24 protein-coding genes and 1 pseudogene are annotated in these 26,318 nt (G+C 36.5%); all 25 read left to right on the top strand.

The features are described from left to right. The first annotated feature begins 252 nt into the window (after positions 1-252). The 25 genes and pseudogenes from DRED_RS16240 (at position 253) to DRED_RS16125 (ending at position 26,297) form a co-directional block, all read left to right on the top strand. Entirely contained in the window at positions 253-2,094 is a 1,842-nt protein-coding gene (locus DRED_RS16240; RefSeq protein WP_011879341.1) for a polysaccharide biosynthesis protein, read from the top strand. A gap of 47 nt (positions 2,095-2,141) precedes the next feature. Then, positions 2,142-2,549, top strand: coding sequence for a prepilin-type N-terminal cleavage/methylation domain-containing protein (locus tag DRED_RS16235; protein WP_011879340.1), 408 nt, complete (start codon positions 2,142-2,144; stop codon positions 2,547-2,549). A 572-nt stretch (positions 2,550-3,121) separates the two neighbouring features. Next, the gene (locus tag DRED_RS16230) at positions 3,122-4,270 is read left to right on the top strand and encodes a DegT/DnrJ/EryC1/StrS family aminotransferase (RefSeq protein WP_011879339.1); all 1,149 of its coding nucleotides are present in this window, start codon (positions 3,122-3,124) and stop codon (positions 4,268-4,270) included. A 10-nt stretch (positions 4,271-4,280) separates the two neighbouring features. Then, positions 4,281-5,012, top strand: coding sequence for a sugar transferase (locus DRED_RS16225; protein ID WP_011879338.1), 732 nt, complete (start codon positions 4,281-4,283; stop codon positions 5,010-5,012). 24 nt (positions 5,013-5,036) lie between these two features. Beyond that, positions 5,037-5,852, top strand: a complete 816-nt coding sequence (locus DRED_RS16220) for a glycosyltransferase (protein WP_011879337.1) — start codon at positions 5,037-5,039, stop codon at positions 5,850-5,852. Positions 5,853-6,062: 210 nt separating this feature from the next. Then, positions 6,063-6,233, top strand: coding sequence for a DapH/DapD/GlmU-related protein (locus tag DRED_RS18425; RefSeq protein WP_083755190.1), 171 nt, complete (start codon positions 6,063-6,065; stop codon positions 6,231-6,233). 65 nt (positions 6,234-6,298) lie between these two features. Then, complete coding sequence (locus tag DRED_RS16215; RefSeq protein ID WP_011879335.1) at positions 6,299-7,192, top strand: glycosyltransferase family 2 protein; 894 nt, start codon at positions 6,299-6,301, stop codon at positions 7,190-7,192. Positions 7,193-7,213: 21 nt separating this feature from the next. Beyond that, positions 7,214-8,248 (top strand): acyltransferase family protein, encoded by a 1,035-nt coding sequence (locus tag DRED_RS16210; protein ID WP_041274688.1) that lies wholly within the window; start codon positions 7,214-7,216, stop codon positions 8,246-8,248. 83 nt (positions 8,249-8,331) lie between these two features. Further along, a complete protein-coding gene (locus DRED_RS16205; RefSeq protein ID WP_011879333.1) occupies positions 8,332-9,609 on the top strand; it encodes an O-antigen polymerase in 1,278 nt (425 codons plus the stop codon). A 35-nt stretch (positions 9,610-9,644) separates the two neighbouring features. Beyond that, positions 9,645-11,060: a flippase gene (locus tag DRED_RS16200; protein WP_011879332.1), complete on the top strand. Its 1,416-nt coding sequence runs from the start codon at positions 9,645-9,647 to the stop codon at positions 11,058-11,060. Between the two features lie 56 nt (positions 11,061-11,116). Further along, entirely contained in the window at positions 11,117-12,034 is a 918-nt protein-coding gene (locus DRED_RS16195; RefSeq protein ID WP_041274687.1) for a hypothetical protein, read from the top strand. Positions 12,035-12,256: 222 nt separating this feature from the next. Then, positions 12,257-12,565, top strand: a complete 309-nt coding sequence (locus DRED_RS18895; RefSeq protein ID WP_156779692.1) for a hypothetical protein — start codon at positions 12,257-12,259, stop codon at positions 12,563-12,565. 188 nt (positions 12,566-12,753) lie between these two features. After that, entirely contained in the window at positions 12,754-13,680 is a 927-nt protein-coding gene (locus DRED_RS16185; protein ID WP_011879330.1) for a glycosyltransferase family 2 protein, read from the top strand. A 330-nt stretch (positions 13,681-14,010) separates the two neighbouring features. Then, positions 14,011-14,889, top strand: coding sequence for a glucose-1-phosphate thymidylyltransferase RfbA (gene rfbA, locus DRED_RS16180; protein ID WP_011879329.1), 879 nt, complete (start codon positions 14,011-14,013; stop codon positions 14,887-14,889). Positions 14,890-14,909: 20 nt separating this feature from the next. After that, positions 14,910-15,470, top strand: coding sequence for a dTDP-4-dehydrorhamnose 3,5-epimerase (gene rfbC / locus DRED_RS16175; protein WP_011879328.1), 561 nt, complete (start codon positions 14,910-14,912; stop codon positions 15,468-15,470). Positions 15,471-15,474: 4 nt separating this feature from the next. Continuing rightward, positions 15,475-16,326, top strand: a complete 852-nt coding sequence (gene rfbD / locus DRED_RS16170) for a dTDP-4-dehydrorhamnose reductase (RefSeq protein WP_011879327.1) — start codon at positions 15,475-15,477, stop codon at positions 16,324-16,326. Then, the gene (gene rfbB / locus DRED_RS16165) at positions 16,327-17,415 is read left to right on the top strand and encodes a dTDP-glucose 4,6-dehydratase (RefSeq protein ID WP_011879326.1); all 1,089 of its coding nucleotides are present in this window, start codon (positions 16,327-16,329) and stop codon (positions 17,413-17,415) included. A gap of 42 nt (positions 17,416-17,457) precedes the next feature. Further along, positions 17,458-18,524 (top strand): annotated as a pseudogene (locus DRED_RS16160) (GDP-mannose 4,6-dehydratase). Positions 18,525-18,736: 212 nt separating this feature from the next. Next, positions 18,737-19,759, top strand: a complete 1,023-nt coding sequence (locus DRED_RS16155; protein ID WP_011879325.1) for a polysaccharide biosynthesis protein — start codon at positions 18,737-18,739, stop codon at positions 19,757-19,759. After that, positions 19,756-20,865, top strand: coding sequence for a capsular polysaccharide biosynthesis protein CapF (locus DRED_RS16150; RefSeq protein WP_011879324.1), 1,110 nt, complete (start codon positions 19,756-19,758; stop codon positions 20,863-20,865). The genes DRED_RS16155 and DRED_RS16150 overlap by 4 nt, the downstream gene beginning before the upstream one ends. 16 nt (positions 20,866-20,881) lie before the next feature. After that, complete coding sequence (wecB, locus tag DRED_RS16145; RefSeq protein WP_041275015.1) at positions 20,882-22,006, top strand: non-hydrolyzing UDP-N-acetylglucosamine 2-epimerase; 1,125 nt, start codon at positions 20,882-20,884, stop codon at positions 22,004-22,006. Between the two features lie 53 nt (positions 22,007-22,059). Beyond that, on the top strand, positions 22,060-23,172 hold the full coding sequence (locus tag DRED_RS18035) for an HNH endonuclease (protein WP_011879322.1): 1,113 nt from the start codon (positions 22,060-22,062) through the stop codon (positions 23,170-23,172). A gap of 379 nt (positions 23,173-23,551) precedes the next feature. Then, complete coding sequence (locus DRED_RS16135) at positions 23,552-24,211, top strand: S1 family peptidase (protein ID WP_011879321.1); 660 nt, start codon at positions 23,552-23,554, stop codon at positions 24,209-24,211. Between the two features lie 4 nt (positions 24,212-24,215). Beyond that, on the top strand, positions 24,216-24,683 hold the full coding sequence (locus DRED_RS16130) for a hypothetical protein (protein WP_011879320.1): 468 nt from the start codon (positions 24,216-24,218) through the stop codon (positions 24,681-24,683). A 240-nt stretch (positions 24,684-24,923) separates the two neighbouring features. Next, positions 24,924-26,297, top strand: coding sequence for a UDP-glucose dehydrogenase family protein (locus DRED_RS16125; protein ID WP_011879319.1), 1,374 nt, complete (start codon positions 24,924-24,926; stop codon positions 26,295-26,297). Positions 26,298-26,318 lie beyond the last annotated feature (21 nt).

Raw genomic sequence — 26,318 nt, 5'->3', positions numbered from 1 at the left:
CAGGAAAAATTACTAATATTATCAAAATATTACTGAAAATTAGTATACGTAGAGCTTTATAAATTTTATAGGGTACCCGATAAAAAAGTGACTTTTAAAGGTTTTAAAAACCAATAAATTAAATTATGTCACTGCTGCTTTTGTAGAAAAGTAGTTTTTTTGTTCCCGTTATGCAGGAAATAAATCCTAGGGGGCAGGGGCCTAAAGACATCTTTGTTGGTATGCTAAAATGCCTTAGAAATGGTGGTAAAGATGACCAACAAATTTAGAATACCTTTATTAATGCTCTGTGACGCAGTTTTAGTAAATCTGGCCTTTTTGATTCCCTGCTATATTCATTATCACGGCCAATTTACCCAGGAGTACTTGGCCGACATGCGGGGTTTTCTTCTGGCTACACCGGTTATTTTACTTGTTTTTTATGGCTCCAAGCTATACCACCGTGTTTGGGCCTATGCAAGCACCGGAGAATTACTTACCATTATTCAATCTGTTTCGTTAGTAAGCCTCTTATTTTTTATCCTCACCCATTTTATAGATGAACCTCACTTAGGAAAAACAATTTTATCCTTTTGGGCCTTTGCCATTATTTTTGTTGGCGGTTCCAGGTTTGCCTGGCGACTGTATGTTGAGTATAAAGCGAAAAAAGGATATGTCAGAATGGGAACTCCCAAAAGAGCTTTGATTTATGGTGCAGGTTCCGCCGGTGCCCTGGTGGCCAGAGAATATAAAAATCACTACAACGGCAATCAACCGGTTATTGGTTTTATCGATGATGATACCAAGAAACACCACCTGAGTATTTATGATCTGCCTGTACTGGGCGGCAGAGAAAGTATTCCTTCATTAATATGTAAACATAACATAGATGAAATTATCATTGCTATGCCTTCGGTTGCCGGAAAAAGTATGCGTGATATTATTCAGTTCTGTAAGGATACGGTGGGAGAGGTTAAGATCCTACCGGGTGTTTACCAGTTTTTAAATGGCAATGTTTCCATAAGTAAAATTCGACCTGTAGAGATTGAGGATTTGCTGGGCAGGGAACCAGTACAGGTGGATCTTAAGGAAATATCCCTTTATCTCAAGGGAAAAGTGGTCCTGGTAACCGGCGCCGGTGGCTCCATCGGTTCCGAGTTGTGCCGCCAAATCGCACAAATGGACCCGGCCAAAATTATTCTGCTGGGCCATGGGGAAAACAGCATCCATAAAATTTGGTTGGAGTTACGGGACAAGTTCCCCCTGGTGCCCCTGGAAGTAGAGATCGCCGATGTTCGGGACCGTTTTAAACTACAACTAACCTTTGAAAAGCACCAACCGCATGTTGTCTTTCATGCCGCAGCCCATAAGCATGTGCCGCTGATGGAAATGCACCCGGATGAAGCTGTGAAAACCAACGTCTTTGGGACAAAAAATGTGGCTGAAATGGCAGATCGGGTAGGATGCGAAAGATTTGTTCTGATCTCTACGGATAAGGCGGTTAACCCTTCCAGTGTTATGGGAGCAACCAAACGGATAGCAGAACTGGTGATTCAGAATTTGTTCAAGGGGTCCCATACCAAGTTTGCTGCGGTGCGCTTTGGCAATGTGCTGGGCAGTCGGGGTAGCGTTGTGCCCATCTTCAAAGAACAAATTGCCCGGGGGGGTCCTGTTACGGTGACTCACCCGGATATGACCCGCTACTTTATGACCATCCCGGAAGCAGTGCAACTGGTGATTCAAGCTGGTGCCATGGCCGAGGGTGGGGAGGTTTTCCTGCTGGATATGGGGGAACCGGTTAAGATTGTGGATTTGGCGGCTAACCTTATAAAGCTATCTGGCTTTGAGCCAGGGAAGGATATTGAGATTAAATATACCGGCATCCGTCCAGGGGAAAAACTTTTTGAGGAATTGCTGACGGCTGAAGAGGGTTCCTCCAGCACCAAGCACAAAAGGATTTTTGAGGCAAAGCCGGTGGAGATTGATGAGGCAGTGCTGCTGCAGGAACTGCTGAAGCTGGAGAAGAGGGAAGTAACGGAGCACCAGGAGATTTTTGGCAGGTTGTTGCGGGTGATGCCGGAGTTGGTGCTGTATGTGGAGGGCAGGACGGCTTAGGGCACGCCGGACTTGGGGTGAGAAGTGCCAAGTGGGGGTGTCCTGTTTTGGATGTTCGATTTTTGTTTGAAAATGTTATAAGTGAAAATAGAAATAAAAAGGTTTATGATAAGGGATTTACATTAGTCGAAATCATAGCAGTGATCGCTATGATGACTATCTTGATTTCGATAGCAGTTACTTACTTATTTGGGTATGTAGAAAGAACTAAGAAAGATGTTTGCAATACTAATTGTTTAAAATTGGAGAGGATGTATGAGGTGCATTTGAGTGAAGGAAATGGTATTCACTCAGAGGTAGCTTTTGCTCAATATTTGCAAGATTATGGGGTTAATATATGTCCTAAGCAAGGTGATATTAGGTATGTAGATGGGAAGGTTCAATGTAGCGTGCATCCTACTAGAAGGGATGATGATGAAAACAATGATAAGGGTGGAAGTGTGCCGTATCTGTGATATTTTAGATAGGAAATTTAGAGGGATAGATTGGGGAAGTTTGTGTGATTGAGTGAACGTAGAGAAACGACAATTCTAGCTAGGAGTGACTCTCTGAGTTCAGTCATATCAAGGGTTCCAGACTTTTTGTAAAGTATTTAGAAAATATGGGCATTTGGGCAACGTGATTGAATCGAGATTGGGCATATGAATATGTGAAAGAGATAAAAAAATCGAACCATATACTATATATTGCGGTTAAAAAAGAAGACATACAATATGTTGCATAAATAGAAAAATATTGAATTAACATACGGAAGTGAGCAAGCTGTATAGAGAACAGGTGTTCTAGTCTAAAGCACATGATAGTCTGCTTGGGTGATGCTAAACGGATAAAATGCCTCAGATAGGGTAGAAAACGCTAGAAAAACGGAATATTTGGGAGATAAAAGATTGAATGGAGATTAGGAAGTGAGTATGCGAGATAGATTGAACGAGTGTTTAGTTGGTTAGTAGTTAGTTGGAAAGGCTTTGAAGTCTACCCAACTAAGTACTAACCAACTACCAGCTAAAAAGGAAGGAAGTCTTGAAAAATGGGAGATAGAATTTACCTCTCTTCACCCCATATGAGTGATGAGGGTTACGAAATGCAATATATAAAGGAAGCCTTTGATACCAACTGGATTGCTCCTTTAGGGAAGAACGTCAATGAATTTGAGAATGAACTTGCTGCAATGGTAGGAGCCAAGTCAGCTGCAGCATTATCTTCAGGAACGGCCGCTATTCATTTGGCTCTTAAAGCTGCTGGAGTGGGAGCGGGGGATATCGTGCTCTGTCAGTCGCTTACCTTCTCCGCAACAGCTAACTCGATAATTTATCAGAATGCAATACCTGTGTTTATAGATAGTGATTTTGAAACGTGGAACATGAGCCCTGTAGCTTTGGAAAAGGCTTTTGAGAAATACCCAAATGCTAAGGCTGTTTTAGTTGTTCATTTATATGGCTTATCAGCTGATATGGACAAGATTATGGAAATCTGCAACGAGCACAATGCGGTTGTTATTGAAGATGCTGCTGAGTCCTTAGGTAGTTATTATAAAGGAAAATATACCGGGACTTTTGGTGAGTATGGTGTGTTTAGTTTTAACGGCAACAAGATTATTACCACATCTGGTGGTGGGATGCTTGTTTCTCATAATGAAGAGAAGATTAATAAGGTTAGGTTTTGGGCCACTCAAGCCAGGGATCAAGCAAGACACTATCAGCATAGTGAATTAGGATTTAATTATCGCATGAGCAATATAGTAGCTGGAATAGGCAGAGGACAGCTTAAAGTATTAGATCAGAGAATTGCCAAGAAGAAGTATATCTTTGATTTTTATAAACGTGAGTTGGGATCATTAGAGGGTGTCGAGTTCATGCCTATTAATGAATGGAATGAGCCTAATTATTGGTTAAGTTGTATAACACTAAGTGGACAAGTTAGACCTTTAGATATAATGGAAGCTTTGGAGAAGGAGAATATTGAGTCAAGGCCAATTTGGAAACCCATGCATTTGCAGCCGTTTTTTGCGGAGTACGATTATATCGGTGGCGATGAGAGCAAGAAGCTCTTCGAAAATGGGGTTTGCTTGCCATCTGATACTAAGATGACGGATGAGGATTTGAGTAGAGTATGTGATGTTATTAAGGGATTGTGGGTGAAAGAAAAAGCCTACAAAGAAATAGCTAGTAACTACTGAGGTGACGTAGATGCAAACTGAGGTCAGATCAAGTATAAACAACCCTGTTCAGCACATTGATGATGGCGGGGTGTACAGGAGATACATAAAAAGGCCAATGGATTTTATCCTGTGTTTATGCGCAATTATTGTGTTAGCACCTGTTCTGTTGGTAACTGCTGTACTTGTAAGAGTCAAACTAGGCAGTCCGGTGATATTTAAACAGAAACGCCCTGGCTTAAATGAGAAGATATTTACTCTTTATAAATTCAGAACGATGACGGATGAGACAGATGAGAATGGAGAGTTGCTTCCAGACTCAGTGAGGCTAAATAAGTTTGGCAGGTTGTTGCGGTCCACAAGCTTGGATGAACTGCCAGAGCTGTTCAATATACTCAAAGGGGATATGAGTATTGTGGGGCCGAGGCCACTGCTTGTAAGAGATATGGTGTTTATGACTCCTGAGCAAAGACAGCGACATAGTTTGCTGCCTGGACTTACAGGATGGGCACAAGTTAATGGTAGGAATAATGTGGCCTGGGAAGAAAAACTTTCATTAGATTTGGAGTATATTAATGACATTTCATTTGTTAGGGACTGGAAGATTATTTTTCAAACCGTAGCAAAGGTGTTTAAAAAGGAGGATATAAGCACTGAAGGTATGGATACAGCAGAGGACTTTGGTGATTATTTGTTGAGAACTGGTAAGATTCCCAGAAATGAGTATAAGAGATTAATAGAAAAAAGTAAATTGCTATTGTAATAATACAAATAAGGAGTATTAAGTGTGGAGAAATACAGCGTACTAATGTCACTTTATACAAAGGAAAAACCCGAGTATTTAAAGCAAAGCATAGAAAGCATGATTAATCAATCAGTTCCTCCAGATGAAATTGTTATAGTTAAAGATGGTCTACTTACTAATGAGCTTGAAGTAGTACTAAATAGGTATAATTTGGATTATCCAGATTTAATTAAGATTGTTGTGAGTGAAAAAAATCTAGGTTTAGGTTTAGCCCTTAATCTTGGGCTAAGGCATTGTAAAAATGAATTAGTAGCAAGAATGGATACGGATGATATTTCTTTACCGGACAGATGCGAAAAGCAACTTAAATCATTTTTAGAAGACGACAAACTTGTTATAGTAGGAACAATAGTAGATGAATTTAAACATGATCCCACTCAGATTATTTCTAGAAGAATTGTACCTTTACAACATAAAAAAATTTATGAATTTGCTAAAAGAAGAAGTCCTTTTAATCATCCTACAGTTATGTACAAAAAGAGTAAAGTAATAGACTGTGGTGGTTATTCTAACTTACGACGTAATCAAGACGTAGACTTATTCGGAAGAATGCTTTTCAAGGGCTATAGAGCAATTAATTTGAATGAAGCCTTATTATTATTTCGATCAAATGATGAATTAGCAAAACGCCGACGTAGTTGGACTAATACTAAAAGTTATATCTTAACCATTTATAATTTTTGGAGAATGGGGTTTTCGGGGTTTTCTGATTTTGTATGTGTGTTTATAGCTCAACTTTTTATGTTTGTTAGTCCTATAAGCATACAAAACTTTATATATAAAAATTTTTTAAGATGAAAAACTTAATATAAATAATATTTTGTTGCATATCTTCAATTTAACTCAGCTTTAAGAAGTATTCAGATAAGTTTGGTTAATAAAATAGGGTCAAGGTCATACATGAAACAAATGGTGGTCTAGCTAGTTGGTTTGATTAATGGAAACAGGAATGTATATGACAGATTATATAAGCAATGCAAAAAAGAAAGAAAAAGATCATAAGGCAGGATCAGTCAAAATCGTAATAGTACTTGGATATGTGCAAACGTTACCATATTGCCCGGAGTTGAAATTGCAGATAATTGTGTAGTTGCAGCAGGTGCGGTTGTTACCCATAACTTAATTGAGAACGGAGCTTTGTATGGTGGTGTTCCGGCTAAGTACATTAAGAAATTGTGATATAAAAAATGAGAACTACTTAGAAGATTGTTCACAAGCGAAGTCGACGAAAGGTATAAATAGTAATGAATGAATTGGTTTCTGTGGTTATACCAACTTACAATCGTGAGAAAACGATAATAAGGTCAATTGAAAGTGTATTGAATCAAACGTATAAAGCGATAGAAGTATGTGTTATTGATGATGCATCAACAGATAAGACGGAAAAAATTGTGCAGGAAAAATATGGAGATAATGATAAAGTAATATACTATCGATTGGCTAAGAATAGTGGCGCTTGTGTTGCTCGAAACACAGGTGTATCAATTGCGCACGGAAAATATATAGCCTTTTTGGATAGTGATGATAAATTTGTACCACAAAAAATTGAATTACAGATGCTTAAACTAAAGCAGTGTGAAGCAGATATATGTGTGAGTAATTATAAGTATACTGATCGGAATAAAAATGAGAAGATTGTTTATGCAGAACCTAAAGAAGGTAAACAATTATATGATTCATTACTTTGGTGTAATTCTATTACTACTGGAACTATTTTAGGAAAAAGAGAATGCTTTGAACACGTACAATTCGATGCAGCCATGCCGAGATATCAAGATTGGGATCTTGCGCTTCGGCTCAGCCAGAATTATCGCTTTTGCTACGTCGAAAAAGCATTAATGGAACAAGAATTTCAGACTGTTAGTATTACATCTTCAACTGGTCATAAAAAGACTTTGTTTGCACTGGATAGATTGTATGAGAAAAATAGGTTAGGCTTCGAAGAATGCAATGAAGCTTTTGTCCAGATTCATTGGTTTATGGGTGTGCATTCCATATTTACGGAAGAAAAGACACGGTATGACGATTTGTGGATCGGTGTATCAGGGAGCGGATTTCGGATAACACGCTTTTGGGTATATATTTTAGCAAGACTTAATTGCAAGTCAATTATTGAATGGTGCTATCGCAAAATATAGTTTATTGTGGAAATGATATACATGGAGAAAAAAATGGAAGACAATCGCTTAACATGGCAACTCACAATAACCAGTTTTATATTATCTGTATTAATTATATTCCATCACTGCTTCAATATAGACGTTGACTATGATGCCATAGTGGGGCAGGGCGTTTATAGAGTTGCGTATGTTATAGAGCGTTATATGTATAACATATCAGAGTGCGCAGTTCCGATTTTCTTTTTTATATCTGCATTTCTTTTTTTTAAAACATATAAGCAATCAGTTAACTACTATGTATATAAACTGAAGAAAAGATTATTTTCTTTATTAATCCCCTATATTCTGTATAATATCTTAGGCTATTATAAGTATATTTTGTTTAATAATATTACATTTAATTTTAATGAGTTAATAGTTTCTATTATCAGCAGTTCTACCATGCCTTTGTGGTTTATACGTGAATTGATGATATTATCCATTTTATCTCCGCTAATATATTGGGTGATAAATAGAAAATATGTATCCATTATAGTGTTAGGAATAACTGCTCTTTTGTCAATATTTGGTGTAGCTAGTTACAGGTGTTTTATCTATTGGACGTCAATATATTTGTTTGGTGCTTATGTCGCAGTATATTACGGAACATTTAATTTCTTTTCCTTGCGCAATAATAAAAAGAAGATAGTAGTGCCGTTGAGTTGTATACTATTCCTTTGCAGTGCTTGGTTTTTGCCAAACACAACTGGCGATATGGATATTTATGGAGAATTGGCTTTCTACTTATTCAGGCTTATATGTCCATTCATCATGCTTCTTTTGTGTAGTTATGATAGTAGTAAAATACAGGTAAAATTTTATATGCGGTATTCATTTTTTACATACTGCGTGCATATGCCGCTAATATCTGTAGTGCAGTACGTAACATCGAGAGTTGTATTTGCTGATAGCTGGCTTTTAATTGCAGAATATATGTTAACACCTTTTGTGATTTTGACAATTATTGTATGTGCTGCAACATTATTGTCTAAATATTTCCCACATATATGGAAAGTATGTAATGGTTGGAGATAGGAATAAAAGTATTTGCTTGATATAGTATGAAAATTAAAGAATTATTTGCAGTTTAGACTACAAAAAAGAGGTGCAAGCTAAGTTTGAGCTATATTGCAATAAGTATGTGCTTTGCTATTGGGAGTTTTGGCTATATTGGGGCTAGGAAAATTTACAGTCCAATTGTTACTTTTAGTTGTTTTTTTGGATTTTTAATGCTATTTGCTCGCCTGCAGTTATATGGGTTATATTCTGTTAGTGATACAGTCTACTTTTATATTATATTAGGTGTGGTAGCTTTTACTGTTGGCGCACTGTTTGCAAATAAGATAAAATTACCATGTGTTAAATTGAGTGATAAAAATTTTTCGGATAAATATTACTGGATCGCAGTAGTAATTTGTTTAGCTGGGCTTATAGTAAATTATAAAGTTATCTTAATATATTTTACTCAAGGGTTAAATATAGCAGATATATATAATATGATGGCAAGAACGGTTGGTGGCGAAGAAACATTACTAACGAACACATATTCACATGTTGAAGAAATAATGCAGCAATATATTGGTTATCCGTTACTGTACATGCTTGTTCCAATGTCAATTTTAATGTATTTCGAAAAAAGGAAATCAAAATATTTGATAGTTGCTATCGGCCTATTTTTGATAAGATTTTTGGTGGATTTTAGAAGAACGTACTTAGTTAATATAATAATTTTCGTTGTTATTATAGCATTTATAGAATCCAAAAAAGGATTTAATTTTATTAAGAGACATAAATGGAAATTCATTACTGCAATTGTAATGCTTGTTATTGCCTTTATTGTTGTTTCAAGGGTAAGAAGGGGAGAAGATTCATATAGTTTTAGTTACAATCTATACACTTATTATGTTGGGAGTATTCCTTATTTTGATCAAAGAATTCAACTTTGGCAGGCAAGCAACAGTCAATTTACTTATGGATTTACTTCATTTCGAGGTATATTTGCCCCATTCTTTTCTGTGTTTGGTTTGATATTTGGATTAAGTGAGCCAGCAGCTTTCTCACGAGCGACGGATGTTGTCCACAGCCTGCATAATATTGTTTTATATATAACTTCTGGTCATCGTTTCAATTCATATGCAACTGTGTTTTTTGAGTTTTATGCTGATGGTGGTGTTATTGGTATTGTAATTGGTTCATGGATTTATGGTTATATTGCGCAACGACTGTATAGGAAACTTATACTACAGGGAAATGTGAGAGATAAATATAGATATGCTTATTTTTTTAGCACTTTTATTATGTTTTCCGTTTTGCATTTCAATTTTATGGTGGTTTGTTATGCTTGGCCGTTGATTATTGATAGATTGGTGTTTACAAATAAACAATTAAATAAATAAACAGTGATAATTAAATGACTGGATGAATAAAATATATGTCAAGTATAAAGCGAAATGTAATTTATAATATTAGCTATCAAATATTGGCCCTAATTGTACCACTAACTACAGCGCCATATATATCTAGAGTGTTAGGTGCTGATGGGATAGGCATATATAGTTATACATTCTCAATAGCGCATTATTTTGTTCTATTTACTATGCTGGGTGTTTTGAATTATGGAAATCGCTCTATATCAAGAGTTCGTGATGACGACAAATTAAGATCCTCAACTTTTTGGAGCATATATATTTTTCAATTGTTGACTGGATTAGTCATTCTCATTTTATATGGAATATACGTTGGCTTTTTTTACGAAGGTAATAAGTTAGTGGCCTTAATTCAATATATCTATGTTATTTCAGGTGTTATTGACATAAGTTGGTTCTACTTTGGAATAGAAAAGTTCAAATTAACAACTCTGATAAGCGGTATTACGAAAGTTGTTAATTTGCTGGCTATTTTATTGCTGATTAAGCGTGCAGATCAAGTATGGCTTTATGCAGGAATTGTATCTGGGGGTTTATTGATTAATGCAGTTATTTATTGGATTCTTTTACCTAAATATATTCATTGGGAACGTATATCATGGCGACAAATATGTATGCACATAAAGCCCAATTTAATGCTTTTTATTCCAGTCATTGCAGTAAGTATTTACAAATATATGGATAAGATTATGTTAGGTGCTATGGCAAATATGACTGAAGTTGGATACTTTGAAAATGCTGAAAAATTAATAAACATTCCGTCTGCAATTATTACTGCTGTTGGAATAGTTATGTTACCAAGAATTGCAAACATTGTTGCAAATGGGCAAAACGATAATGTGAAGAAATATAATTATGAGACAATGTTTTTTGTGATGTTTTTGAGTGTAGCAATGACATTCGGATTGGCTGGAATTGCAGATGAGTTTATACCTGTATTTTATGGTTCTGAATTTAGCAGTTCTGTTTCTGTAATAATGTATTTATTGCCTTCCATTTTGTTTATCAGTTGGGCTAATGTTATTCGAACACAATACTTATTACCAAATTCCAAGGACAAAAACTATTGCTTATCCGTCTTATTTGGAGCTGTTGTCAATGCTATTATTAATACTTTATTAATTCCGCGCTTAGGAGCAATAGGAGCAGCGATTGGAACTACTATTGCAGAAGGAACTGTTTGTATTATACAGACAATTATTGCATGGAAATATATGCAAATTAAAAAATATTTGATTAATGGATTACCCTTTATTGCAATAGGTATAATTATGTATATTGGTATACATAAAATTTATATTAATAATAGTTTAATAACGACAGTAGCAAGAATTGTTGTAGGAATAATAATTTATTTTATTTTATCATATGCCTATGTGTGGCTGTATCATCGAAATGAATTTGAAATATTACGTAAGTAGCAATGAAGTACTGTCATAGTTCTTTTCAGTATTGTACTTGCGGGGGGATAAATTATATGGGCCTAAATAAAAAGGCAACTATATTAGTTTGTACATGTGATAAGTATGAAGACTTATGGTACCCATTTTTCTTTTTATTGGACAAGTATTGGAAAAAGTGTGAACTAAAGATATTGTTGAATACAGAAAGCAAGACATATTCATATGGTGATCTAAATATTTATACATGTCACAATGACAATACTGTAAATGAAACATATGGAGAGAGAATGATAAATTGCTTAAAAGCAATAAATACTCCGTATACCATTCTTTTTTTGGATGATTTTTTTATTAGGAAACCTATTAACCAAAATCATATTTCAGAAGTAATTCAATGGATGGACGAAAACAAAGATATAGCTTATTTCTCATTTGGAGCAAATCCTCGAAATTGCATAGATGATGGAAAATATAATGGCTATGTAAAAATGCAGGATATTGAGATATATAAGTTAAATATGCAGGCTTGTGTTTGGAAGACAGAAAAGTTATTGAACTATTGGCGAAAAGAAGATAACCCATGGACTTGGGAACTAATAGCCAATTGTACGACTTTTAATAGCAAAGATGTTTTCTATACAGTTAAAGATCGTGATAATTCACCTGTTAGCTATGGATATAATGATGAAGGAATGGGTGTTTATAGAGGCAAATGGGTTATAGAAGATGTAAAACCCTTGTTTGAAAGCAATGGTATATTTATCGATTACAGCATTAGAGGTATTTATAATAAAATAACTGATAAAAATAATTATAAGCCATCTTTCAAACTACTCAAATATTCAATAAAACGTGTTGGAGCTAAATACACTGTTCTGATATGCAATTTTTATATTCACAAGGCTATTTCGCTAAAGCTTCGAGGCAAATGTAAATATAACGATTTTGCAGCATATTTGACAAAAAGAAAGAATAAACAAACTCAACTTTAGCAGTTGACTAAACTGATTTTTAAGCTTTAGTATTGATTGCTAGTCTCGACTTGAGATATGATGGAATGTTCAAGAACAACGTTAATTGCTTCATTAGATAAAATCAGTTTATCGCGTTGTGATTGAGCCAACAGATCAAGTAAAAATACCAATGCTTGTGCAATTTATATTTTATGCTCAATACAAAGATCATAGAAAATACCACCGGCAGTGAGATCATTTTTGTTTTCTCGGTTTTTCTACGTTATGCTGACAAGCATCATAGCTTCTGAATTGGGCCAATCCCAAGAAGGATTTGCACATTTTGAAATAGACTTCATTTTCCCGGTAAATTCCGTAAATCCGGATAATTTTCTCTTCGAAATTATTATATCGGTCGACAATATTGCTAACCTTTCGGTTAAGGACGAAAACGATCCGGACCGGAAGGCCATCACAGTCAACCAGCACAGATGCAAGCATGCCGTATTTATCTCCGTTTTTTCCGACAGCAGAATACGTGAAACTGGCGCCATTGTAGAGTCGGTCTGAAAATCTTTGTCAAGACCTGACATAATGGAAGTCAAGCGAAACAGATCTTCTCGTTTGTGGTTGCTGTGCTACTTCCATTATACCGAAAATTGGGTTCCGCCTTGTTTTTTATCGATTTTTAGTTATCAAATATCAAGCTCTATACAACTGCGAAAGTTGAGTAAACAAATTGAATAAGTGAGGTACATATGGATAAAGTAACAGTATTATTGTCAACCTATAACGGCCAGGCATACTTGCGTGAATTGTTAGATAGTGTTTTCGCACAAAAAAATGTGATAGCTAGTATTGTTATCAGAGATGACGGTTCTTCAGATAATACTGTTGATATAATAGAAGAATATATATCAAATGGATATGATATTACTTTACTAAAAGAAAGTAATGTCGGTGCTACTCGCAGCTTTCATTTACTAACACAATATGTATATGGTCAAAAAGAGAAAACACCTTTTTACGCATACTGTGATCAGGATGATATTTGGAACCCTGATAAACTGAATGTAGCAGTAGATAAATTACGAGCGCTATCAGAAGATCTTCCCAATATGTATTTTTCAAACTTAATTTTATATGATGGGAAAACCATACGAAATGAACTTGCATTTGATGTGCCGTGTAATTTTGAACCACAGAAAAAAGCTTTCGCGAGAGTTTTTACATATGGATGTACATGTGTTTTTAATCAAGAAGCTTTAAAAACGATTAGCTTGGCAGGTGGAGAAAACAAGATATATCATGATAATTGGTTATTTGAGGTTTGCGCTTTCTTAGGAAATACAGTATTTGACCAATCATCATATATTCTCTATAGGCAACATAGCAATAATGTTTCAGGAGAAATAAAGAAAGGCGTTAGCCTATTCAAATATAGGTTATACAAACTGTTCCATATAAAAGGACAGGGACATCAATTTGAAGAAATAGCAATTCAAATATTGAATTTGTATAGTGATAAGCTAAAAGAAAGCGACAAGATATTTTTGACACATGTTAGCCGTTATAGACACAATATAAAATCAAAATTTATACTTCTATTTAGTCAGAGAACATGTGCGGAAGAGTTTGTGAAGACTATCTGTGTCAAAGGTAGAATTCTTTTGAATCATTATTAATCTTATGCAAGTTATACAAGCCGTTTCCTTTCCTCGATGATGAATCCAGTTATTTCTAATGGCCTCTTTGGGTTAGTATCTATTATGTTCTCATGTATTTGCTTAGAATAATATTTAGTAATTAATTAGCTATATTATTGTAAAGAGTCATTACAGATACAAATGTATTTTAAAGATTAAGGTGCCACGGTTTTGCCGGCAAGCTAGTTATTGCTTACATACTGACTTGCTTTGCTCTTCGTTATTGTAAAACAATTAATAATAACAGGAAGACTAGTTGTTGTATGTGTGTAATAATATTATTGGAAATTGGGAAGGAGTACTGATTTGATGAAGGGAATAATTTTAGCTGGTGGTAGCGGTACCCGACTATATCCATTGACAATGGTAACAAGTAAACAATTACTTCCAGTTTATGATAAACCTATGATCTATTATCCCCTCTCCACTTTGATGCTTGCAGGAATTCAAGATATATTAATTATTTCAACTCCAGAAGACACTCCGCGCTTTAAGTCATTGTTAGGAAATGGCTCTCAGTTTGGGATAAACCTTGAATTTAAAATTCAGCCGAGCCCGGATGGATTAGCTCAGGCTTTTTTAATTGGAGAAAAGTTTATTGGTGAAGACTCTGTTGCTATGATTTTAGGAGATAACATCTATTACGGAAATGGTATGCGAAAAATACTTCAACGTGCAGCGAATAAAGAAAGTGGGGCTACCGTATTTGGCTATCATGTTCAGGATCCACAAAGGTTTGGTGTAGTTGAATTCGATAATAACGGCAAGGTTATTAGTGTTGAGGAAAAACCAGAGGTTCCGAAATCTAATTATGCAATTACTGGATTGTACTTTTATGATAATAGGGTGGTTGATATAGCTAAATCCGTTAAGCCTTCTTTACGCGGTGAACTGGAAATTACTTCTATAAATGAAGCGTTTTTAAAAATAGGTGAATTAGAAGTAGAGTTATTGGGGCGCGGTTTTACATGGTTGGATACTGGTACTCATCAAAGTTTAGTTGAAGCAACAAATTTTGTTAAGACCATTGAAGAGCATCAAGGAATAAAGATTGCTGCACCTGAAGAGATTGCATATATAAATGGTTGGATTACTAGGGAGCAATTATTGGATTGCGGTGAAAAACTTAGCAAAACTGTATACGGACAATATTTAATGAGAGTAGCAAATGGGCAAATTCAATATTAATTGAAAGAAGTGAAATAGAAATGAAATTCACCGATACTAATTTAGATGGTGTAATTATTGTCGAACCAGCTGTATTTGGTGATCATCGTGGCTGGTTTATGGAAACATATAATGAATCTAAATTCTTAGAAGCAGGGTTAACTTATAAGTTTGTTCAAGATAATCAATCATTTTCTGCAGTAAAAGGAACGTTAAGGGGAATACATTATCAACTCAATCCTAAGGCCCAGGCAAAATTGGTACGTTGCATAAGGGGGGCTATTTTTGATATTGCTGTAGATATTCGAAAAGGGAGTCCGAATTTTGGTAAATGGATTGGAATTAAATTGACGGCGGAAAATAAAAAGCAATTATTAATCCCAAGGGGATTTGCACATGGTTTCATGACTTTAACTGAAGATGTGGAGGTTCAATATAAAGTGGACGAGCTATATGCCCCAGAATTGGATCGGAGTATCCTATGGAGTGACCCTGTTATTGGAATTAAATGGCCTATGGATATTACGCCTCTATTATCAACAAAAGATGAAAAGGCACCATTACTAGAGGATGCCGAGAATAACTTCAGCTATGGGGAGTAGTCTTATGAAGATATTAGTAACAGGTTATACCGGTCAGCTTGGCTATGATGTAGTACAACGTGGTTTAAAAGTAGGCCTAAGCTTGGTGGGATTAGGATCAGAAAATTTAAATATTATAAACGGAGAGACAGTGTCCCATTATGTTAAAGAATTGAATCCTGATGCAATTATACACTGTGCTGCATATACGGCAGTTGATAAGGCAGAAGATGATAAGAGTACGTGTTGGAATGTAAATGTTGAAGGAACAAAGAACCTAGCTAAAGCTGCAAAAGACATTGATGCAAAGTTTATGTATATTAGCACAGACTATGTATTTAATGGAGAAGGAGACTCTCCATTTAAAGAAACAGATGAAACAAGGCCAATTGGATATTATGGGGTTACTAAATACCAAGGTGAAGAAATAGTAAAGCAACTGTTGGAAAGGTGGTTTATCGTTCGAGTTTCATGGGTTTTTGGTATTAACGGAAATAATTTTGTAAAGACAATCCTTCGATTGGCAGAAACGCGCAAAGAAATAAATGTTGTCGGGGATCAGTTAGGTTCTCCAACTTATACATTTGATTTAGCTAAATTGTTAATTGATATGATTCAAACTGATAAATATGGTATATATCATGCCTCTAATGAAGGTTTTTGTAGTTGGGCAGAATTTGCAAAAGAAATATATAGACAAGCAAATAAAGACGTAAAAGTAAATTCTATCTCCACAGAAGAATATCCAACTCGAGCAATACGTCCTAAGAATTCACGTATGTCAAAGCAAAAGTTAAGAGACAACGGATTTTCTTTATTACCAACTTGGCAGAATGCTGTTGAAAGATATTTAAATGAATTGCAAGAGGTGAAATAGGTGGCTAGTAAAAAAATTCTTGTTACTGGCGGTGCAGGGTTTATTGGCAGTAATTTTGTTAAGCTAATATTAAATAAGTACCCAGAATACAAAATTATAAATGTTGATCTCTTGACGTATGCAGGCAATTTGGAGAATTTAAAAGAAGTGTGTAATAAGCCAAACTATACTTTTATTAAAGCGGATATTAGAGATAGAGAAATAATAGATCATATATTTAGTAGATATATAGATTCAGTAGTTAATTTTGCTGCTGAGTCCCATGTTGATAGGAGCATTGAAGAACCGGAAGTGTTTTTAACAACTAATGTAATAGGTACTCAGGTTTTACTTGATACTGCTAAAAAATATTGGAAAATTAATCCGAATGATAAATATTGTAAAGAATATAAACATGGAGTTAAATTTATTCAAGTTTCTACGGATGAGGTATATGGCTCCTTAGGTGCTGAGGGTATGTTTGTAGAAACAATGCCGTTAATGCCTAATAGCCCATACTCGGCATCAAAAGCCAGCGCAGATATGATTGTAAGAGCGTATCATAAAACCTATAGTTTGCCAATTAATATTACTCGTTGTAGTAATAACTACGGTCCATATCAATTCCCGGAAAAATTAATACCACTTATAATAAATAATTGTTTAAAAGGTAAAGAACTACCTGTATATGGTGATGGTATGCAGATTAGGGATTGGTTACACGTATCTGATCACTGTTCTGCAATTGATGCTGTATTACATAAAGGTGTAGACGGTGAGGTTTATAATGTAGGTGGAAACAATGAGAAAGCTAACATAGAAATAGTTAAACTAATTATTAAAACTTTGGGCAAATCCGAGGACTTGATTAAATATGTTAAGGACCGACCAGGACATGATAGAAGATATGCTATTGATAGTACTAAAATAACTAGTCAATTGGGATGGAAACCAACTTATTCCTTTGAGCAGGGTATGAAAGAAACTATAGAATGGTACTTGAAAAATACAGATTGGATAAAGAATATTGTATCGGGAGATTATGTCAATTTTTTTGATAAGATGTATTCTAGAATAATTGATGAAGTTGCTGGTGAAAAGGAGGATTAACCCGAACCATTTACCCTTGATATAAAGGAGACAAATATTGTGGTGCAAAAACATAAAGAATTAGACACTACTAAGAATTACCTAATAACAGGTAGTGCAGGTTTTATTGGCTTTTATCTGTCTAAAAAATTGTTAGAGAAAGGCTGTAAAGTTGTAGGCATTGATAATATTAATGACTACTATGATATAAAATAAATTTAAAGTATACTAGATTGAAACAGTTGGAAGGTTATGACAGTTACACATTTATCAAAGGCGACATCTCAGACAGAGATGTCATTACTAAGGTCTTTGAAGAGTACAAGCCAAACTTCGTAGTAAATTTGGCTGCTCAGGCCGGTGTACGTTACAGTATTGAGAATCCCGATTCATATATTAAGAGCAATATCATCGGTTTCTATAATATCTTAGAGTCTTGCCGACATTCCTATGATAGCTACCAGGGTGTCGAGCATCTTGTTTATGCATCATCCAGTTCAGTCTATGGTGCAAATACAAAAGTTCCATTCTCAACAGATGATAAGGTGGACAACCCTGTTTCACTGTATGCTGCCACCAAGAAATCCAATGAATTAATGGCCCATACCTATAGTTAACTATACGGTATCCCTTCTACAGGATTGAGATTCTTTACTGTTTACGGTCCAATGGGTAGGTCAGATACGGCGTATTTCAATTTCACTCAGAAGATATTTAATGGCGAGACCATCAATGTGTTTAACCATGGAGATTGCTATCGAGACTTTACTTATATCGATGATATTGTGGAAGCTGTGGCTAGGATTCTAAGTAATCCACCAGCTAAGAAAGTTGATCAACACAGTATCCTAAACGGCATTCAATACGCAGTCTATAATATCGGTAACAATCAACCTGAGCAATTGATGGATTATATTGCTGCACTGGAAAAAGCACTGAGTAATGCTGTAGGTAGAGAGGTTGTTGCCAAGAAGGAATTCCTTCCCATGCAACTGGGCGATGTTAAGGCCACGTATGCGGATGTAAAGCCTCTGAAGGATGCCTTTGAATTCAAGCCTAGCACCAGTATGGAGGAAGGGTTACAGAAATTTGCTGATTGGTTCGTTGAATATTATAAGGTTAGCAAGTAGAAATTCTTCACGTCGTTTTGAGCGGAAATAAAAAAAGGGACTTAAAATGAACAAAATAGGTGTTAATGGTACAGGAGAAAAGCTAATTGTAGTCAAGGAAGAGAAAAAGTAAAATCAAAAGTTGATAATCAACAAACCTGAACTACCTCTAGGATAAGCAAATTTAAACATGTTTTTGTTATAAAACTTTATTAATTGAAAGGAAAATAATAATGTTTAAAAACAGTACACTATTAATAACCGGTGGTACAGGAAGTTTTGGTAATGCTGTATTAAACCGATTTTTAACTACTGATATCTCTGAGATTCGCATCTTCTCTCGGGACGAGAAGAAGCAAGATGATATGCGTAAACTCTATAAAAACGATAAAATTAAATTTTACATTGGTGATGTTAGAGACATTGCCAGTGTAAAAAACGCCATGCATGGTGTGAACTATATCTTTCATGCGGCAGCCCTTAAACAAGTGCCATCCTGTGAATTTTTCCCATTGGAAGCAGTGAAAACTAACGTGTTAGGAACCGACAACGTACTTACAGCCGCTATCGAGTATGGGGTTAAAAAAGTAATTTGCTTATCTACTGACAAAGCTGCATATCCTATTAATGCAATGGGTATATCAAAAGCCATGATGGAAAAAGTCTTAGTAGCCAAATCAAAAACTGTAGACCCGGCTAAAACCCTTATCTGTTGCACACGATACGGAAACGTTATGGCATCCAGAGGTTCTGTAATCCCCCTATTTATTGATCAAGTAAAGAGTGGACAACCTTTAACGGTAACAGATCCAAGTATGACCAGGTTTTTAATGAGCCTTGAAGAAGCAGTGGAACTTGTAGTTTTTGCATTTCAAAATGCCCAAGCAGGTGATATTTTAGTGCAGAAATCACCGGCCTCCACCATTGGTGACTTAGCTCAAGCAATTAAAGAGTTATTTAACGTGAATAACGAGATTAAAATAATAGGTACTCGCCACGGAGAAAAGCTTTATGAAACACTGCTTACCAAAGAGGAATATATAGTAGCTCAGGATTTAGGTGGATTTTTTAGAGTACCCGCTGACAAAAGAGATCTTAATTATGATAAATATTTCGTAGAAGGAAACCAGAAGCTATCTTCAGAAGAAGAGTATAACTCTCATAATACATATAGGCTTAATATAGAGCAGATTAAAGATAAATTATTGTCCCTTGATTATGTAAATAACGAGTTAGAAAGCTGGAGTAAACCATGAAAATACTTGTAACTGGAGCGAGAGGTTTTATTGGAAAAAATCTTATCGCTGAGCTAAATAATCAAAAATATACCAATATCATTGAGTATACCAGAGATACTGACCCAGCACTGCTTGATGCTTATTGTCAAGAAGTAGACTTCGTCTTTCACCTGGCTGGTGTAAACCGTCCCCAAGAACAGTCGGAATTTATGGATGGGAATTTTGGCTTTACAAAAACATTACTGGATAGCTTGAAAAAACACGGCAACACCTGCCCCGTGCTGATTGCCTCATCAACCCAGGCGGCTCTTGATAATCCCTATGGAAAGAGCAAAAAAGCCGGGGAAGATTTGATGATTGCCTATGGGCAAGAAACAGGGGCTAGGGTGCTCATTTATCGTTTCCCCAATGTGTTCGGCAAATGGTGCCGGCCTAATTACAATAGTGCAGTTGCAACGTTTTGTTACAATATTGCCCGTGATTTGCCTATTACTGTAAATGACCCCAGTGTGGTTATGCATTTAGTCTATATAGATGATGTGGTAGAGGAACTAATCAATGCTCTACTGGGTAGAGAAAACTCGGATGGAGTTTTTTGCGCCGTTCCGGTGGTGCACACCATTACCCTTGGTGAAATAGTTGATTTAATCTATTCATTCAAAAGAAGTCGTGAGGAGCGTTCTGTTCCCAATATGTCTGACGAGTTTACCAGGAAATTATATAGTACATATTTAAGCTATCTGCCGAAAGATAAATTCGGCTATCCATTGAAAATGAACGTGGATGACAGGGGATCTTTTACAGAGTTTATCAAGACCCCGGATAGGGGACAAGTATCCGTCAACATTTCCAAGCCTGGCATTACAAAGGGCAACCACTGGCACCACAGTAAGAATGAAAAGTTCCTGGTGGTCAGTGGAACCGGCGTCATCCGCTTCCGGAAAGTTGGCTCCGGTGAAGTCATAGAATATTACGTTAGTGGTGATAAGTTGGAAGTCGTTGATATACCCCCCGGCTATACCCATAACATTGAAAACCTTGGTGATACAGACATGGTAACAATTATGTGGGCCAATGAATGCTTTGACCCGGAGAAGCCGGACACGTATTATTTGGAGGTGTAACGTGGCTGATACAGCAATAAAAAAACTAAAACTAATGACCATCCTCGGCACCAGACCGGAGATAATACGGCTGTCCGAAGTTATCAAAAAATGCGATATTTATTTTGACCATATTCTGGTGCATACCGGCCAGAATTGGGATTACACGCTTAACCAGATTTTCTTTGAGGATTTGGGTTTAAGGGAGCCTGATTACTATCTGGAGGCAGTCGGTGGAGATTTGGGTGAAACCATTGGCAATATTATAGCGAAAAGTTATAAGGTGCTCTCAGAAGTAAAACCGGATGCACTCTTGATCCTGGGCGATACAAACTCAGCTCTGTCAGCCATATCAGCCAAAAGACTGAAAGTGCCTATCTTTCATATGGAAGCCGGCAACCGCTGTTTTGATGAGAATCTACCCGAAGAAACCAATCGCAGAATTGTTGACCATATCGCGGACGTGAATCTGTGCTACAGCGAACACGCCAGGCGCTATTTGAACTATGAAGGCGTAGCCAAAGAGCGCACGTATGTAACAGGGTCCCCTATGGCAGAAGTGCTCACCGCCAATATTCAAAAAATTAAGCACAGCAAGGTAGTTGAGCATTTGGGCTTGGAGAAGGGGAAATATATTTTGCTTTCTGCCCATCGTGAGGAAAATATTGACATTGAGGAGAACTTCTTGGCCTTGATGAACGCGGTCAATGCTATGGCTGAGCATTATGATATGCCTATTATATACAGTACACATCCCCGCAGCGCCAAGTTTATTGAACAGAGGGGCTTTAAATTTCACCCCTATGTGCGCAGTTTAAAACCTTTTGGTTTCTCGGATTATAACAATTTGCAGTTAAACGCATTCTGTGTAGTATCAGATAGCGGCACTATACCGGAAGAAGCATCCTATTTCAAATTCCCGGCTGTATCTGTGCGAACCAGCACCGAGCGGCCGGAATCTATGGATAAAGGTAATTTCATCATTGGAAGTATCAGTACAGAGCAGGTACTGCAGGCAGTTGACCTAGCTGTTGCAATGTATAAAAATGGTGACCTAGGCGTCACAACACCTGACTATGCGGATGAAAATGTAAGCGTGAAGGTAGTCAAGATTATTCAGAGTTATACGGGGATTGTTAATAGGATGGTTTGGAGGAAGTGATCTGATAACGAGCGGGAAGCTGAGAAAAATGTTTTTGTTGGAGGAAGAAGAATATGGCTAAGTGTTATGTTTGCAATAAGGACATAGATAGTACAAACATTACGAATGAACATATACTTCTCAACTCAATTGGTGGTAGGTTAAAATCGACACAATTGATATGTGTAGAGTGTAATTCGGAATTTGGAGCTGATGTAGATGCTGAACTTTCCAAACAACTAAATCCTATTTCCAACCTTCTTAACATTGAACGTGATAGAGGTAATCCTCAGTCAATTAATGTTCAAGATAAAGAGTCGGGTGAAGAATGGACACTGGATCCTGGTGGTCAACCAGTTATGTCCAAACCTAGTATTCTAGAAAAAGAAGAAGACGGAGAAAAACATATTCAGGTTGTTGCACGAAGCATAAAAGAAGCCAGACATATAATGAAGGGGTTAAAGAAAAAATATCCTCAGCTAGATATTGATAAAGCGTTAAAAAAGGCCTGCCCAAAAAGAGAATATCTAGATAATATATTCAGCTTTCAGTTTCAAATAGGTGGTGATAAAGCTTTCCGGTCCATTTGTAAAACAGCAGTGAACTTCTATATTCTCAATGGGGGAAACCCCGATAACATAAGGCATCTAGTTCCCTATATTAAAAATGGTCAAGGTGGCGGGTGCGTTTGGTTTTATTCTGGTCCAGATGTGGTACAAAAAGACGATGGGCAAATTATTCATGCAATTATAATTAAGGCTATTGAACAAGAGAATGTATTATATTCATATGTAGAATTCTTTAATGCATATCGGTTTATCATTCTTCTTAACCCCAATTATGTTGGTGAAGATTTCGAAAAGGCTTATATTTTTGATGTAGTAAAGAGACAGGAAGTAAAGGCGATAACCTTACTTAATTTGAACAAAATGTCGGTTAAACACATGATAGAGGGTCTTGAGCGCCCAGATAAAGAACTTTCTAAGGAACTCAATAAGCTAATACCACTAATTATCAAGAAACAAGAATCTGACCATATAAATGGCATGCTTGAAAGAGCTATAGGAAACTCGTTAGCGAAATATCCAGAAGGTGTTCTAATAACCCAGGAGATGGTAGATGAACTTATAGAAGCTACTATGGACGAACTCACACCATGGTTTGTTCATAAATTTGGGAAGGAATAGTGCTCGGGTAGGTATTAGCCAGCAGGGGATTTTTTTTATTTCCGGTAAGCATTATTATGTAAAGGCACTTGACAACAGTAACAAGGAAACCATCACAATATATAGGTATGATTCAGTCTACAAGCTTGCCTGGTCTTCACCCCTTTGTTAGGTAGGAAAGAATGTGGGTCCGTTAATCGGATCAAGTGCGACATGGGGGTTAATCACGAGGGTTTATGTGGAGATCCATTGTGGCGACTTATTTTGTGATTTTATTTTACTTCTTGTATATTTATGCAAATACAAGATGTCTAATACATTCCATTATGTCCAATTGTTAAGTGCAAAATTGAAAAGAATGAGTAAGTATCATTTTTGCTTTATTGAGGAGAGGAATACAATGTCGGTTTCTTTAAATCAGATATTAAATCAATTTATACTTGCAGTAGGTAAAGTTACCACAACTGGCCTATCATTACTAGGTACATCTTTTGCCGTTTCAAAGGGTAAATTTGTAACAACTAAACACATCACCGGAGTAGATGATAATAACTTAGTTTTGATATTACCAAAAACCTCAACAACAAATGATTATCAAGACACATCTGATACGAGTGTAAGTTATTTTGGTGTTAAGATAGCTGAAATTGATCCTTTTAAAGATATTAGCATATTAACAGTGGATAGTAATGTTGCCCCTCCTTATAACTTATCTGGAACAGATACAGTATTTACGGGTTCTCCAGTTGTCACATATGGATTTCCTCATGCCGATCATGGAAGGCTGGTTTTTACAGAGCAATATTCAAGAATTGGTGCAAGGGTGCTGATTGAATCAGGTGGTATAAAAAGTAAACATATTGTATTAAACACTCAGGCCAGACCCGGACAATCTGGAAGCCCAATATTTAACCCTACAAACATGTCAGTTGTAGCTATGCTTATTGGATCATACGCTCCCGGCGGCGGTGGGGGTATTTCTTTAGGCGGAGTCGACCCTCATACGTTACACCAAACAACTCATGCTATTTCCGTAGAGTATATTAAGGAGATGTTATAAATATATGTCTACCTGTAAGCTTGAGGAACTATTTAGTGGAAATCCAGATGAATGGATTAGTGCTCTTCAACCTTATCAGAAGAATATAATAAATACCTTATTAGATAGTGGTAAAAGTCCAGAAGAAATTTCAATTCAATGGCTCTCTGCAAGTGGCCCTGCAAATACTTTCCCATTTGGAGCAGCAGGAAAAGAGCAAGGTAGTAGTCTTTTCTATGAAAAACTTAAAGAAGAAGTAGAAGCTTTTTTTTGTGAACAAGCTAAATACGAAGAGGATAGGAAAAAACTACTGGAGCAATTTAATGCTGGACATACATATATAATTGGACTAATTTCTGTAAAAATCTCTCCTATAGTAGGGACTTCTTCTGCGTTTATTGCTCCAATTATTGCATTAATATTATTTACAATAGCAAGAATTGGGCTAAATGCATGGTGCGCAACTCTCCGGGCAAAAAATGAAACACAGTAAATTCTCGACAAGGTTTTAGGTATTGGCATGCTCGAGTAGTTTTTGGGCCTAGCCTGAGCCGTACCAAAAACTACCAAAAGGAGATAAACCCTCACTACGTTAACAGTTTAATTAATAAATCATTATAATCAAGTCTTCCCATTTCAATCGATAAATCAAGCATATTCTCAACTGTATGTTGAATGATATAAACAGATTTTAACATTTAAATATATAAAGTAAAGGAAGGTTTATAGCACTATGTATAAAATCTCAGTAGTCGGAACAGGCTACGTTGGACTAGTAGCCGGAGTATGTTTCGCCGAAGTTGGCCATCAAGTCACCTGTGTCGATATCGATGAACAAAAAGTTAATATACTTAAGCAAGGCATCTCTCCTATTTATGAAGCAGGGTTGGAGGAGTTAATGCAAAAGAATTATGCTGCTGGTAGGCTCAATTTCACCACAGACTATATCCAAGCCTACAAAGACGCAGACGCCATATTCATCGGTGTAGGTACTCCTGAACAGCCGGACGGTTCCGCCAACCTTTCCTACATAGCTACCGTGGCAAGGCAAATAGCGGAAACCATAGAAAAGGATTGCCTGGTGGTGGTTAAATCAACAGTTCCTGTTGGTACAAATGACAAAGTGGAGCAGTTTATAAATGATTTCCTAATTAATGATGTTAGGGTAGAAGTAGCTAGCAACCCTGAATTTCTAGCCCAGGGCACAGCGGTACGCGATACTCTGGAGGCGGCGAGAATCATTATCGGTACCGACAGTAAATGGGCTGAAGAAATGCTCATGAAAATATATGAACCATTTAATCTACCAATTGTATCGGTTAGCAGGAGGTCGGCGGAGATGATCAAATATGCTGCCAACGACTTCCTGGCATTGAAAATATCATACATGAACGACATCGCTAATCTTTGTGAGCTGGTAGGCGCAGATATACAGGACGTAGCACGAGGAATGTCATTCGATGAGCGTATTGGCAGTAAGTTCTTAAATGCCGGTATCGGCTACGGTGGAAGCTGCTTCCCCAAGGATACCAAGGCACTAGATTATCTGGCTAGACAAAACGGCTATGAGCTGAGGACGGTAAAGGCTGCTATTACGGTGAATGATGACCAGAAGACAATATTATATAGGAAGGCTTCGAACAGGTTGATTACTTTTGATGGTCTGAAAGTGGCAGTGTTAGGGTTAACCTTTAAGCCCGGAACAGATGATTTGCGGGAAGCGCCGTCCCTTGAGAATATTCCGCTTTTGTTGGAGCGAGGGGCACAAGTATATGCTTATGACCCCGTGGGTAGCGATAACTTTAGGCAGAAGTTTCCGGAGAATGAGTATAAAATTAAGTATGTAAAGAAACCGGAGGAGGCGCTTTCAGGTGCTAATGTCTGCTTCATCTTCACCGAATGGGACGAGATTAAAGCAGTTAAGCCGGAAGTCTATCAAAGTATGATGCGTACGCCGCTGGTATATGACGGCAGAAATATATATGAAATCCAAGAGATGAAGGATGCGGGAGTGGAGTATTATTCTATTGGTAGACAGGCTGTGGAAAATAAAAATATAAAGTTAAGTAATACACATAACACAACCCACTGCCTATATAGCGCTTAATTATAAAGGAGAAAACAATTT

Source organism: Desulforamulus reducens MI-1, assembly GCF_000016165.1.
In the GTDB taxonomy this organism is placed as follows: Bacteria; Bacillota; Desulfotomaculia; order Desulfotomaculales; family Desulfotomaculaceae; genus Desulfotomaculum; species Desulfotomaculum reducens.
This window is presented reverse-complemented; position numbering and strand designations above follow the sequence as displayed.